This window comes from Vibrio sp. OPT41 (genome assembly GCF_015163595.1).
Classification (GTDB): domain Bacteria; phylum Pseudomonadota; class Gammaproteobacteria; order Enterobacterales; family Vibrionaceae; genus Vibrio; species Vibrio alginolyticus.
Genome location: NZ_JADDYH010000015.1, coordinates 33,451 through 46,877 on the forward strand (window position 1 = coordinate 33,451; position 13,427 = coordinate 46,877).

Below are 13,427 nucleotides of genomic sequence, written 5' to 3' on the forward strand. Positions count from 1 at the left end.
GCTGAACAATCAGCGGTTTTTTTATGCCTGATAGATTTGAAAGTTTCATTTTTTTTTGAGGTACTTCCAGCTTGAATTGTAGTTTTTTGATTGAGTTGAATATCGGAAGTATGTTCAACAATTTCGGGAGGAAATAATGTCAAGGCAAGCTGAAATAAAAGTACAGTTACTGAAGTTTGTAGAGATTTCTTACAAGCACAATAAAGGTGTTACCACCAAGCTAGTTACTGGAGGGAAAAGGTTCAAGTTAGCAGTTGATGAGTCAGGTAAAGTAACTTTATCTGGTGAGCTTGGATTTACTAAGTTTGAAGTTTCAAAAGAAATGGTTGAAGAGCTGGGCATAAAATTAAAAGCCGTTTCTGTTACTTTTAAAACTACTCGTGATGGTGTTTTGACATACAGTGGGAGTGTTTCTCTTTTTGGTGTTGTTTCCTTTGGAGTTACTGGGCAGGTAAATGTCCGTGAGCTTTTAGAGCAGTGCGAGTGGGGGCTTTGTAAGTACAGATTTAAGCCGAGTAAAATTGATCAAGCGCTCCGTGAAGCTGGGGTTTAGTTGGTTATGCTAAATAGAATTCTACCTATTCCGGTTTTACTAAGTGTTTCAACGCCCTGCATCGCAAGTCCACTCCACGATACTTACCTTGATATACGTAATAATTTATACAAGATGCAGTATATAGAGGTGGTAGAAGCTATGGCAGGACCAAATCTATCGATTGAAGAGCTGAACAGTATTAAGTCTCACCCAATAAAATTTGGTCATCAATTTCCATTTTTATCATCTATCCCATCAAGTTTGGTTACAGAGCTGTCTTACTTTGAAGAGTACAGTGAGGATGGAGGAGTTGGATGTCTTTCTGTAAACGGCTTTGGTGATGTATACCAGCCAGTCACGGTTTCGCTGCAGTTTTTAATGAAGGAACAAATATGGAAGGTTAAGCACGTAAAAATAGACCACTTATCTGACTACGACCGTTTCTACAAACAGGCTGATTGTTCGAAATAAAAAAGCCCCGCTCAATGAGCGGGGCTTTCTAAAGTCATCAGCGTGACGGGCTATATATGACTTTCAAATCTTACTTAAGGATCGCGCTGTTACCGTTTTCGCGGATGTGCTTAAGGATAGATTTTACGCCACGAGCGCTTGAAGCAACGATGTTACCAGACTTCATGTAGTCAGTGCCGCCAGCAAAGTCTGTTAGGATTGCGCCAGCTTCACGAGCAATAAGCTCACCTGCTGCCATATCCCAAGGTTTTAGGCCTAGCTCGAAGTAACCATCAACACGGCCAGCAGCCACGTAACAAAGGTCAAGAGCAGCAGAGCCGCTACGACGGAAATCAGCACATTCAGTGAATAGCGCACCAACGATCTTGATGTAAGACTCAGCGTGTTGTTTCTGCTTGAATGGGAAGCCTGTTGCTAGAACAGTACCTTGAAGGTCTTTTAGTTGAGCAACACGAATACGTGCACTGTTTAGTTGAGCGCCGGCACCGCGTTGTGCAGTGAATAGCTCGTTTTGCATTGGATCGTAAACACAAGCAACTTCAGTTTTGCCCTTAATACGAACAGCGATAGAAACCGCGAAAGTTGGGTAACCTTTTACAAAGTTAGTGGTGCCATCCAGTGGGTCGATGATCCATTGTACGTCTTTATCTTTACCTTCGATAAGACCTTGTTCTTCAGCAACGATACAGTGCTCAGGGTAAGACTGCTTGATAGTATCGATGATGATGTATTCTGCTTCTTTGTCTACGTTAGTGACAAAGTCATTAGTGCCTTTAAGAGTAGATTCTACTTTATCAGTGTTTTCTAATGATTTAGCAATATGATTGCCTGCCTTTCGCGCAGCGCGAATAGCAATGTTTAGCATTGGATGCATACGAATTTCCCAACGGATGTTAAAGAACAAATGAAAGCGGCGGCGAGTATACCAGAGATAATCAAAAAGGGAAGTGGTTATTTTTTACTCTAATTGCGGCCGACTGAGTGTACAGATCATACTGCGGACGAGAACAATAACCAAGAATGAGAAGAGAGGTCTGCTTGCCTCTAGGGTGTCTTAAAAAACTATGATAACATTCTGCGGTTTTAATTTAGGTAGCAAACACAGATGTTGGATCAAGTAAAAATTGTACTCGTAGGTACCTCTCATTCAGGCAATATTGGCTCAGCAGCTCGAGCAATGAAAGTGATGGGTTTAAACCAACTAGTATTAGTCGATCCACAATGTGAAGTGGATGAACAAACTCTTGCTTTAGCTGCGGGTGCTGGTGATATTGCTCAAAATGCAAAGATTGTCGGCACATTAGAAGAAGCGGTTGAAGATTGTGGCCTTGTTGTGGGTTCTAGCGCCCGCTCTCGTACATTAGAATGGCCAATGCTCGAGCCACGTGAATGCGGTGAGAAATTTGCAGTTGAAGGCCGAAAGCATCCGGTTGCGCTCGTGTTTGGCCGAGAAAGAACTGGTTTGACAAACGAAGAGCTACAAAAGTGCCACTACCATGTTTGTATTCCCGCTAATCCTGAGTACAGCTCGCTTAACCTAGCGATGGCTGTACAAACTCTCAGTTACGAAGTGCGAGTTGCACACTTGAACTTAGAGCAAAGCCAGTTTTCCCCAAATGAATCGGAAGAATACCCGCGTCATCGAGAACTCGAATTGTTCTTCGAGCATCTTGAAAAGGTGATGGTTGAGACCCAGTTTATTAACAAAGAGCAACCTGGACAGGTGATGAATAAGTTGCGCCGTTTGTTCTCTCGTGCTCGACCAGAAACCCAAGAACTTAATATTCTACGAGGCGTTTTGACTTCGATAGAAAAGAAGTTCTGAGTGAATAATAACCACTTTAGATGTAAGGATGAATACCTGAGTAAAATGGTCAAATAAATACTTGACCAAATTACTCAGGTATGGAAAAATCTTAACCATTACAAACCATGTGGATACGGTGTGGTATGAAACTTACATCTAAAGGAAGATATGCGGTGACAGCCATGCTGGATGTGGCACTGCATTCGCAACAAAACCCTGTACCTCTGGCTGATATTTCAGAGCGTCAAGGGATCTCGCTCTCTTACTTAGAGCAGCTATTTTCAAAATTGCGTAAAGCAGGTCTCGTTGCCAGCGTTCGTGGTCCTGGTGGTGGTTACCGACTTGGTGCCGACGCTCACAGTATCGCTATTGGTACCGTGATTGCTGCCGTTGATGAGTCAGTAGATGCAACCAAATGCCAAGGTAAAGGAGATTGCCAAGGTGGAACACGTTGCCTTACTCACACGCTGTGGCGTGACCTAAGCTCTCGCATTAGTGACTTTTTGAATAACATCACTCTTGGTGAGTTGATGACAGACAATGAAGTACTCGAAATTTCTGATCGTCAGGACATTGATCTGGCGGTAACCCATGGGCTATCAAACAAAAATACAACCGCCGCGCCCATCGGTGTAAACGTCCGCTCTTAGCGGTCAGCTTTTTACATTGGAGTAGAGAATGAAACTGCCGATTTATCTTGATTATTCCGCTACATGTCCAGTTGATCCACGTGTTGCTGAAAAAATGGTTCAGTACATGACAATGGATGGCACATTTGGCAACCCAGCGTCACGTTCGCACCGTTACGGCTGGCAGGCAGAAGAAGCGGTCGATACTGCTCGTGAGCAAATTGCTGACCTTCTAAATGCAGATCCTCGCGAAATCGTATTTACATCTGGTGCGACAGAATCAGACAACCTTGCGATTAAAGGTGCAGCGCACTTTTACTCGAAGAAAGGCAAGCACGTAATCACTTGTAAAACAGAGCACAAAGCCGTTCTTGACCCATGTCGTCAACTTGAGCGTGAAGGCTTTGAAGTGACTTACCTTGAGCCAGAATCAAATGGCTTGATCGATCTAGAGAAGCTTAGAGCAGCCATGCGTGATGACACCGTGCTTGTGTCTATTATGCATGTAAACAACGAGATTGGTGTGGTTCAAGACATTACAGCGATCGGCGAACTGTGCCGTGAGCGTAAAATTGTTTTCCACGTGGACGCTGCGCAATCTGCAGGTAAATTACCAATCGACGTTCAAGAGATGAAAGTTGATCTAATTTCACTTTCTGCTCACAAAGTTTACGGTCCTAAAGGTATCGGTGCACTTTACGTACGTCGTAAGCCTCGTATTCGTCTTGAAGCGCAAATGCACGGTGGCGGTCATGAGCGTGGTTTCCGCTCTGGTACACTACCTACTCACCAAATCGTAGGCATGGGTGAAGCATTCCGCATTGCAAAAGAAGACATGCAAAAAGATTACGATCATGCTTTAGCGCTTCGTAACCGTCTTTTTGATGGCGTGAAAGACTTAGAAGCAGTGACGGTAAACGGTGACTTTGAGCAGCGTGTACCACACAACCTAAACATCAGTTTCGCATTCGTAGAAGGTGAATCACTACTAATGTCGCTTAAAGATCTAGCGGTATCTTCTGGTAGTGCTTGTACGTCTGCAAGCCTTGAGCCTTCTTACGTTCTTCGTGCCCTAGGCATGGATGACGAATTGGCTCACAGCTCGGTTCGTTTCTCGTTTGGTCGTTTCACGACTGAAGAAGAAATTGATTACGCAATTGAACAAATCCGCGTTGCAGTGACTAAGCTACGCGACATGTCTCCTCTATGGGATATGTACAAAGAAGGGATTGATTTGAGCACTGTTGAATGGGCTCACCATTAATCTCAGGGATTGAAATAGAGGATTCGAGGTAATTTATCATGGCATACAGCGAAAAAGTAATTGATCACTACGAGAACCCACGTAACGTTGGTTCATTCGATAAAGAAGATCCATCAGTAGGTAGCGGCATGGTTGGCGCTCCTGCGTGTGGTGACGTAATGAAGCTTCAAATCAAAGTGACACCTGAAGGTATCATCGAAGATGCGAAGTTCAAAACATACGGTTGTGGTAGTGCAATCGCATCAAGCTCACTAGTAACTGAGTGGGTAAAAGGTAAGTCAGTTGATGAAGCGGCAGCAATTAAAAACTCTGAGATTGCTGAAGAGCTAGAGCTTCCACCAGTGAAAGTTCACTGTTCTATTCTTGCTGAAGATGCAATCAAAGCAGCGGTTGCTGACTACAAGAAAAAACACCAAGAATAATTATTCCGTAATATAATGGGAGCTTTGACGCTCCCATTCCAATCGAAATTTAGACAGACTAAGGTGCAGTATGGCCATCACAATGACAGAATCAGCGGCAAGTCGCGTAAGAGCATTCCTAGATAACCGAGGCAAAGGTATCGGTTTACGTCTTGGAGTGAAGACGACTGGCTGTTCCGGCATGGCATACGTACTTGAGTTTGTTGATGAGCTCAATGAAGAAGACGAAGTATTTGAACTCTCTGGAGTGAAAATTATCATCGATCAAAAGAGCTTAGTGTACCTAGATGGTACTGAATTGGATTACGTGAAAGAAGGGTTGAATGAAGGTTTTGAATTCAACAACCCTAACGCGAAAAGTGAATGTGGTTGTGGTGAAAGCTTCAACGTCTAATTGATTGTCCTTCTGGGCAAACGAGTCCGGAAGGCTTTACTAGGACCCGAACTTAATGAATCACTTTGAATTATTTGGGCTACCAAGTCAGTTTAAGCTGGATGGTAGCCTTCTTTCTTCTCAGTTCCGAGAACTACAAAAACGCTTCCACCCGGATAACTTTGCAACGGGCTCAGAACGTGACCGTTTGATGGCGGTGCAAAAGGCGGCGCAAATCAACGATGCCTATCAAGTTCTGAAAAATCCTATTTCTCGCGCCGAGTATATCCTCGCAGAGCAAGGTGTTGAGATCCGAGGTGAACAGCAAACAATGCAAGATCCGATGTTCTTAATGGAGCAAATGGAACTGCGCGAAGAACTGGAAGAGATTGCTGACAAGTCCGATCCTGAATCGGCGCTTTTTGACTTCGACTCTAAGGTCAGCAAAATGTACAAACAGCATCTGGCAAGCGTCGAGCAAGAGCTTGATGATGGTCTATGGACTGAAGCCGCAGACCGAGTTCGTAAGCTAAAATTCATTGCCAAACTAAAGAACGAAATTGAGCTAGTCGAAGACAAACTCCTCGGCTAGTAAGCGTGACAAGGACCTATCATGGCACTACTTCAAATCGCAGAACCGGGCCAAAGCTCGGCACCTCATGAGCATAAGTTAGCAGCGGGTATCGACTTAGGTACTACCAACTCTTTGGTTGCTTCTGTACGTAGCGGCGATGCAACTCCACTTGCGGACGAGCAGGGCCGTACTATTTTACCTTCAGTCGTTAATTACGCTGAGGAAACGTTAACGGTCGGCCACGAAGCCAAAGCCAAAGCAGAGTTTGAACCAGAGAACACGATTATCTCTGTAAAACGTTTGATCGGTCGTTCATTAAAGGACATTCAGTCCCGTTACTCTTCACTTCCTTATCGTTTTAAAGAGAGTGAAAACGGCCTGCCAATTCTGCAAACACCTCAAGGTGACAAAAACCCGATTGAAGTATCTGCGGACATCCTAAAAGTATTGGGTAAGCGAGCTGAAGATACGTTAGGTGGTGAGTTAGCTGGTGTAGTTATTACCGTTCCTGCTTACTTTGATGACGCGCAACGTGCAGGTACAAAAGATGCGGCGAAATTAGCTGGTCTTCATGTTCTCCGTCTACTTAACGAACCAACCGCTGCGGCAATTGCTTATGGCCTAGACTCTGGTCAAGAAGGTGTGATTGCGGTTTACGATCTAGGTGGCGGTACTTTTGATATCTCTATCCTACGTTTATCGAAAGGCGTATTTGAAGTATTAGCAACAGGTGGCGATTCTGCATTAGGCGGTGACGACTTCGACCATCTATTTGCCGATTATTTAATGGAGCAAGCGGGTCTAGAAGCGCCGCTTTCTGCAGAAAAGAACCGTATACTGTTGAACATTGCTACTGAAGCTAAGATTGCTTTCTCTGAGCAAGACAGTGTTGACGTTGACGTTTTTGGCTGGAAAGGCACCGTGACTCGCGAGCAGTTCGAAGATCTGATTCGTCCGCTAGTGAAGAAAACACTGATGTCTTGTCGTCGCGCATTAAAAGATGCGGATGTCGACGCAGATAAAGTACTCGAGGTCGTCATGGTTGGCGGCTCAACCCGTACATTGTTGGTTCGTGAAATGGTAGGCGAGTTTTTTGGTCGCACACCTCTGACAAGCATTAACCCAGATGAAGTTGTTGCAATCGGTGCGGGTATTCAAGCTGATATCCTAGCGGGTAACAAACCTGACTCTGAAATGTTGCTTCTTGATGTGATTCCACTGTCGCTCGGTATTGAAACCATGGGTGGTTTGGTCGAGAAGATCATCCCCCGCAACACTACGATTCCCGTTGCGCGTGCGCAAGAATTTACCACATTCAAAGATGGCCAAACGGCGATGAGTGTTCATGTGGTACAAGGTGAACGTGAAATGGTTGATGACTGTCGTTCACTTGCTCGCTTCTCGTTAAAAGGTATTCCTCCGATGGCAGCGGGTGCGGCACATATTCGCGTGACTTACCAAGTTGACGCTGATGGCCTTCTTTCTGTTACGGCAATGGAGAAGAGCACTGGTGTTCAATCAGAGATTCAAGTAAAACCTTCTTACGGCTTAAGTGACAATGAAGTGGCGGATATGTTGCGTGATTCAATGACGCACGCAAAAGAAGACATGCAAGCTCGTGCCTTAGCTGAGCAGCGTGTTGAAGCCGACCGAGTGATAGAAGGTTTGATTGCAGCGATGCAAGCTGATGGTGATGACTTACTATCAGAACAAGAGAAACAAAACTTGATTAAAGCCATCGAAGCCTTGATTGAGCTGCGTAATGGTGATGATGCAGATGCGATAGAGCAGGGCATTAAAGATACCGATAAAGCGAGCCAAGATTTCGCATCACGCCGTATGGATAAATCGATTCGAGCTGCGTTGTCAGGTCAATCAGTAGACGATATATAAGAGATAAGTAGTTATGCCTAAGATTATTGTATTACCACACGACGATTTGTGCCCAGAAGGTGCAGTGTTGGAAGCAAACTCTGGTGACACCGTTCTAGACGTAGCGCTAAAAAACGGTATCGGTATTGAACATGCGTGTGAGAAGTCATGTGCGTGTACTACCTGCCACGTAATCATCCGTGAAGGTTTTGATTCACTCGAAGAAAGTGAAGAACTAGAAGACGACATGCTAGATAAAGCGTGGGGTCTAGAGCCTGAGTCACGCCTAGGGTGTCAGGCGAGAATTGCTGATGAAGACTTGGTGGTAGAAATTCCTAAATACACACTAAACCACGCTTCAGAAGATCACTAAAACTATCTTCCCAATATAGGGAAGAAGCAAAAGGAAGATGAGCAATGAAATGGACAGATTCTCGCGATATCGCGATTGAACTTTGTGACAAGTTTCCAGATGTCGATCCAAAAACAGTGCGTTTTACCGATCTTCATCAATGGATCATGGAGTTAGATGAGTTTGACGATGAGCCAAACCGTTCTAATGAAAAGATTCTAGAAGCCGTTATCATGTGCTGGATGGACGAAGCAGACTAAGTCTGTAAAACACAGCCTAGTTAACAATTCTTACTAAAAAAAGCGGACCTTTAGGTCCGTTTTTTTATCCAATTGACATTTTTGCCCTACATAATGCTAACATCCGTGAGTTATTAAAAAGAAGCAGCGTAGGCAACGCTGCTATAAGACAAGGAGAAACCATGTCTACACAGATGTCTGTATTTTTAAGTCAAGAGTCGGCAGCACCACATTGGGGTGAAAAAGCACTGCTTTCATTCGCTGAAAACGGCGCAACTATTCACTTAGGTGAAGGTCATGATCTCGGCGCAATTCAACGTGCAGCTCGTCAGCTAGATGGCCAAGGAATTCGTTCTATTTTTCTTTCTGGTGATAACTGGGATCTAGAGAGCGTATGGGCTTTCCACCAAGGGTTCCGTAACCCTAAAAAACATGGCTCAGTTGAGTGGGCAGCATTGTCTGATGAAGAGCAAGCAGAGCTTCAAGCTCGTATTACTTCGACTGATTTTACCCGCGATATTATCAACAAAACGGCAGAAGAAGTTGCTCCTCGTCAGCTAGCGACAATGGCTGCTGAATTCATCAAATCTGTTGCGCCGAAAGGCACGGTGACAGCTCGTATCGTCAAAGACAAAGACTTGTTGGCAGAAGGTTGGGAAGGTATTTACGCAGTAGGCCGTGGTTCTGAGCGTACTTCTGCGATGCTTCAGTTAGACTACAACCCAACTGGTGACGAAAACGCACCTGTATTCGCATGTCTTGTGGGTAAAGGCATCACCTTTGATTCCGGTGGTTACAGCTTGAAGCCTTCTACCTTCATGAGTGCAATGAAAGCAGATATGGGTGGCTCGGGTACTATAACTGGTGGCCTAGGATTAGCTATCTTGCGCGGTTTAAACAAGCGCGTAAAACTGATCTTGTGTTGTGCTGAGAACATGGTTTCTGGCCGTGCCCTTAAGCTTGGCGACATCATCACTTACAAAAACGGCAAAACCGTTGAGATTATGAATACCGACGCGGAAGGTCGCTTGGTGCTTGCAGACGGTCTTATCTACGCCAGTGAGCAAAAGCCTGAGTTAATCATTGACTGCGCGACGCTAACAGGCGCAGCGAAGAATGCGTTAGGTAACGATTACCATGCGCTAATGAGCTTTGATGATGAGCTATCGCATCAAGCGCTTACGGCGGCAAACCAGGAAAAAGAAGGCTTGTGGCCGCTACCACTTGCTGATTTCCATCGAGAAATGCTGCCATCTAATTTTGCCGATTTATCGAATATCAGCTCTGGTGATTATTCTCCGGGTGCAAGTACTGCAGCTGCATTCTTGTCTTACTTCGTTGAGGACTACAAAAAAGGCTGGTTACATTTCGACTGTGCGGGTACGTATCGTAAAGCCGCTTCTGATAAATGGGCTGCGGGAGCAACGGGTATGGGTGTTCGTACACTTGCTCGTTTCCTCAATGAGCAAGCTGGAAAATAAGATTGATTGCAGCACTCTCTTGTTTGAGTGCTGCTCTTACCCAGTAAGTCACTTTAAAAGCACAACTATTATTACAAGTACAGAAAGGAAATTTTATGGCTCTAGAAAGAACATTTTCAATCATTAAGCCTGATGCTGTAGAGCGAAACCTAATTGGTGAAATCTACAATCGTATTGAAAAGGCTGGCCTACGTATCATCGCTGCCAAAATGGTTCACCTGACAGAAGATCAGGCAAGCGGCTTTTATGCAGAGCATGAAGGTAAAGAGTTTTTCCCTCCTCTAAAAGAGTTCATGACATCTGGTCCTATTATGGTTCAGGTATTGGAAGGCGAAAATGCGATTGCACGTTACCGCGAGCTAATGGGTAAAACCAACCCAGAGGACGCGGCATGTGGCACTTTGCGTGCTGATTACGCACTCAGCATGCGTCACAATTCAGTTCATGGTTCAGATAGCCCTGAGTCTGCCGCTCGTGAAATTGAGTTTTTCTTCCCTGAATCAGAAGTTTTCACTCGCTAACTCGTTCATGCATCACTTTTGCGTGATGATCTAGTTCGTAATAACCTCGGAATTGTCCGAGGTTTTTTATTCCGCGTTCTCCATTTCACCTGCGAGTTCATTCGTAATTATTCGCGAAGATGTTGGCTAATCTGAGCATCTTACAGGGGTGAAAGCTTAGTTACGTGTGTTTGTTCTCACTGTTTTCTCTGTACCACTTCTACGCTTTTGTTGTCGGTTGTCTAATCATTATTCTCACCGTAAATTCTGATTAAAATTTAATCGTTTTTATTTTAATGCCTTAGCAAACTCAGGGTCTTACACCCCTTGTTGTAGCTGCATAAAGGCTGTACAATTCGCGCCCTTATTCTTGTTTCAGTCATTGAGAGGCAACATGACCACTGAAAAAATCAATCTACTCGACTTTGATCGCAAAGGCATGCGTCAGTTTTTCGCGGAAGAACTTGGCGAGAAAGCGTTTCGTGCCGATCAGGTTATGAAGTGGATCTACCATTTCGGTGTAGATGACTTCGAAAAAATGACAAACATCAACAAGAAGCTGCGCGAAAAGCTTTTACACAAGTGTGAAATTAAAGCACCAACTGTAGCAGAAGCTCAGCATTCTTCAGACGGCACGATCAAGTGGGCAATGAAGGTTGGTGATCAGGATGTAGAAACGGTTTACATTCCAGAAGATGATCGCGCAACGCTTTGTGTATCTTCTCAAGTAGGTTGTGCATTGGAATGTAAGTTCTGCTCAACAGCACAGCAGGGCTTTAACCGTAACTTGAAAGTTTCAGAGATCATCGGTCAGGTGTGGCGTGCTGCACGTGAAATTGGTCTTGAGAAAGAAACAGGCCGTCGCCCAATTACGAACGTCGTGATGATGGGCATGGGTGAGCCGCTTCTTAATATGAAGAACTTGATTCCTGCATTGGAGTTAATGCTGGATGACCTTGGCTTTGGTTTGTCGAAGCGTCGCGTAACCGTATCAACATCAGGTGTCGTTTCTGGTCTTGATCAGATGACGGGCAAAATCGACGTTGCGTTAGCGATCTCTCTTCATGCGCCAAACGATAAGCTGCGTAGTGAAATCATGCCAATTAACGATCGTTGGGATATTCAAGATTTCCTAGCATCCGTTCGTCGTTACATTGCTTCATCGAATGCAAACCGTGGCAAGGTAACAGTCGAGTACGTGTTGCTTGATCATGTGAACGATGACATGGACCATGCTCGTGAACTGGCTGAATTGATGAAAGACACACCATGTAAGATTAACTTGATTCCGTTTAACCCGTACCCAGGTTCACCTTACAAGAAACCAAGTAACTCACGTATTGATCGCTTCCAAAAAACATTGATGCAATACGAGCACACAGTTACGGTTCGTAAAACACGTGGTGATGACATTGATGCCGCATGTGGTCAGTTGGTCGGTGATGTAATTGACCGAACTAAACGTACGGCAATGCTGAAAGCGTCACGCGGTGCCGATACCATTGAAGTGAAAGCTGTATAAACGACCGGAATTCAAAAATAGCCAGAGCCATTCGCTCTGGCTATTTTGTTTATTGTTTAGGACATTTTCGCCAAGATTTGGGACTATTACTCTTCAACCTAAGGTTATTTGGGTATAATTTCGAATTCCTTTGTCAAAGTTTGGACAAAAGCTTGAGCTATCTGTTAGTTTGAGTGTAAAGAGTTTTTGTCTTCGTTGCGCATTCGCTTATCATGATATGTAACACTAACGATGACACCGATAATTCTCAGCACTTTCTCACATACGTTTTGCTGATTTTTGCAAAACGGGTATTCGCACTCAGATCGCTGAGAGTTTCTTAAAATTATTATTTTTGGTTAACGCGTTTTGGCTAGCTATCTTTAAAGAGGCTTAAGAACAATAACGAAAATACATGACCACGTTAGCCACTAAAACAGATTAAATACCGCCATTATGACAGAACACGAAAATACGAATGAAGTGCCACTCTCTATTGAAGCTGGCACATTACTGAAAAACAAACGTGAATCCTTGGGAATGAGCCAAAAGCAAGTTGCCGACCGCCTGAGGCTTCGCATTTCTGTGATTGAAGATATTGAAAATAACCGATTTGAATCTCAACAAGTCGCGACATTTACGCGTGGTTACTTACGCTCTTACGCTAAATTCGTAGGTCTTGATGAGAAGGTGGTTTTGACGGCGTTAGAGCAGACTGCCGATGCTCAGCCTCAAGAGCAAGAAATTGAAATGCAAAGCTTCTCTCGTAAAACAAAAGACGAGAAGCACAATAGCCGTATTATGCTCCTTACTTGGGTTATCGGGCTAGTCATTATTGGCATTTCAGCTGCATGGTGGTGGCAAAACCAACAAGAGAATAGCCTAACTAAGGAAGTAACGGATTCAAGTGTTGAAGCGCCGCAGCCCACTGCTCAAGAATTAGCTGATATCGATTTGATGACGGCTGAAGAGTTAATCGCAAGCACTCCTGAAGAAGTTGCTTCAACTAATGAAGGTGTTGCTGAATTGACTGAAGCACCCGTTGAGCAAGGGGCGGATCCTTTGCTGACTGAAACTGAAAATACAACAAGCGTAGATTCTGAAGAACCTGTTGCCGTGATTGAAGCGGCGGAAGAGGAACAGCCTGCGCCAGTAGTACCTGAAGGCATGACACTTCTTACTATGAAGTTTAAAGCGGACTGTTGGATTCAAGTAAAAGACACCAATGGTAAAACGCTGGTAAGTGGTACTCATAAGCCAGGACAAGATGTAGAACTTACCGGAAAAGCGCCATTTAAAGTGATATTGGGCGCACCGGAAGGGGTTACAATGACATTTGCAAGTGAACCTGTCGACCTTTCTGGGTATACTTCAGGCAAAGTAGCTAGATTCACTCTACCGTTATAA

16 protein-coding genes are annotated in these 13,427 nt (G+C 44.4%); 15 read left to right on the forward strand and 1 reads right to left on the reverse strand.

Annotated features, from left to right (window positions below; all coding sequences use genetic code 11):
• The first annotated feature begins 136 nt into the window (after positions 1-136).
• Entirely contained in the window at positions 137-553 is a 417-nt protein-coding gene (locus IQP38_RS07870) for a hypothetical protein (RefSeq protein ID WP_017633921.1), read from the forward strand.
• Positions 554-694: 141 nt separating this feature from the next.
• On the forward strand, positions 695-1,006 hold the full coding sequence (locus IQP38_RS07875; protein WP_017633920.1) for a hypothetical protein: 312 nt from the start codon (positions 695-697) through the stop codon (positions 1,004-1,006).
• 70 nt (positions 1,007-1,076) lie between these two features.
• Here the strand turns inward: IQP38_RS07875 and suhB are convergent, their stop codons facing one another.
• The gene (suhB, locus tag IQP38_RS07880) at positions 1,077-1,880 is read right to left on the reverse strand and encodes an inositol-1-monophosphatase (protein ID WP_005381722.1); all 804 of its coding nucleotides are present in this window, start codon (positions 1,878-1,880) and stop codon (positions 1,077-1,079) included.
• Between the two features lie 231 nt (positions 1,881-2,111).
• Between suhB and trmJ the strand changes: the two genes are divergently transcribed.
• From trmJ to rodZ, 13 genes are all read left to right on the forward strand, one after another.
• The gene (trmJ, locus tag IQP38_RS07885) at positions 2,112-2,831 is read left to right on the forward strand and encodes a tRNA (cytosine(32)/uridine(32)-2'-O)-methyltransferase TrmJ (protein ID WP_017633919.1); all 720 of its coding nucleotides are present in this window, start codon (positions 2,112-2,114) and stop codon (positions 2,829-2,831) included.
• A 125-nt stretch (positions 2,832-2,956) separates the two neighbouring features.
• Complete coding sequence (gene iscR, locus IQP38_RS07890; RefSeq protein WP_005381720.1) at positions 2,957-3,463, forward strand: Fe-S cluster assembly transcriptional regulator IscR; 507 nt, start codon at positions 2,957-2,959, stop codon at positions 3,461-3,463.
• A gap of 28 nt (positions 3,464-3,491) precedes the next feature.
• The gene (locus tag IQP38_RS07895; RefSeq protein ID WP_005381719.1) at positions 3,492-4,706 is read left to right on the forward strand and encodes an IscS subfamily cysteine desulfurase; all 1,215 of its coding nucleotides are present in this window, start codon (positions 3,492-3,494) and stop codon (positions 4,704-4,706) included.
• 38 nt (positions 4,707-4,744) lie between these two features.
• A complete protein-coding gene (gene iscU / locus IQP38_RS07900; RefSeq protein ID WP_005381718.1) occupies positions 4,745-5,128 on the forward strand; it encodes a Fe-S cluster assembly scaffold IscU in 384 nt (127 codons plus the stop codon).
• Positions 5,129-5,198: 70 nt separating this feature from the next.
• Positions 5,199-5,522 carry an iron-sulfur cluster assembly protein IscA gene (gene iscA / locus IQP38_RS07905; protein ID WP_005381717.1) on the forward strand — a complete coding sequence of 108 codons (324 nt, stop codon included), beginning with the start codon at positions 5,199-5,201 and terminating at the stop codon, positions 5,520-5,522.
• 55 nt (positions 5,523-5,577) lie between these two features.
• Complete coding sequence (gene hscB / locus IQP38_RS07910) at positions 5,578-6,093, forward strand: co-chaperone HscB (protein ID WP_005381716.1); 516 nt, start codon at positions 5,578-5,580, stop codon at positions 6,091-6,093.
• 21 nt (positions 6,094-6,114) lie between these two features.
• A complete protein-coding gene (gene hscA / locus IQP38_RS07915) occupies positions 6,115-7,968 on the forward strand; it encodes a Fe-S protein assembly chaperone HscA (protein WP_017633916.1) in 1,854 nt (617 codons plus the stop codon).
• Between the two features lie 13 nt (positions 7,969-7,981).
• On the forward strand, positions 7,982-8,320 hold the full coding sequence (gene fdx, locus IQP38_RS07920; protein WP_005381713.1) for an ISC system 2Fe-2S type ferredoxin: 339 nt from the start codon (positions 7,982-7,984) through the stop codon (positions 8,318-8,320).
• Between the two features lie 44 nt (positions 8,321-8,364).
• Complete coding sequence (gene iscX / locus IQP38_RS07925) at positions 8,365-8,559, forward strand: Fe-S cluster assembly protein IscX (protein ID WP_005381711.1); 195 nt, start codon at positions 8,365-8,367, stop codon at positions 8,557-8,559.
• A 161-nt stretch (positions 8,560-8,720) separates the two neighbouring features.
• Positions 8,721-10,019, forward strand: a complete 1,299-nt coding sequence (gene pepB, locus IQP38_RS07930; protein WP_017633915.1) for an aminopeptidase PepB — start codon at positions 8,721-8,723, stop codon at positions 10,017-10,019.
• A gap of 95 nt (positions 10,020-10,114) precedes the next feature.
• Complete coding sequence (ndk, locus tag IQP38_RS07935; protein WP_017633914.1) at positions 10,115-10,540, forward strand: nucleoside-diphosphate kinase; 426 nt, start codon at positions 10,115-10,117, stop codon at positions 10,538-10,540.
• Between the two features lie 373 nt (positions 10,541-10,913).
• Positions 10,914-12,041 (forward strand): bifunctional tRNA (adenosine(37)-C2)-methyltransferase TrmG/ribosomal RNA large subunit methyltransferase RlmN, encoded by a 1,128-nt coding sequence (locus IQP38_RS07940; protein WP_017633913.1) that lies wholly within the window; start codon positions 10,914-10,916, stop codon positions 12,039-12,041.
• Positions 12,042-12,476: 435 nt separating this feature from the next.
• On the forward strand, positions 12,477-13,427 hold the full coding sequence (gene rodZ / locus IQP38_RS07945) for a cytoskeleton protein RodZ (RefSeq protein WP_005383707.1): 951 nt from the start codon (positions 12,477-12,479) through the stop codon (positions 13,425-13,427).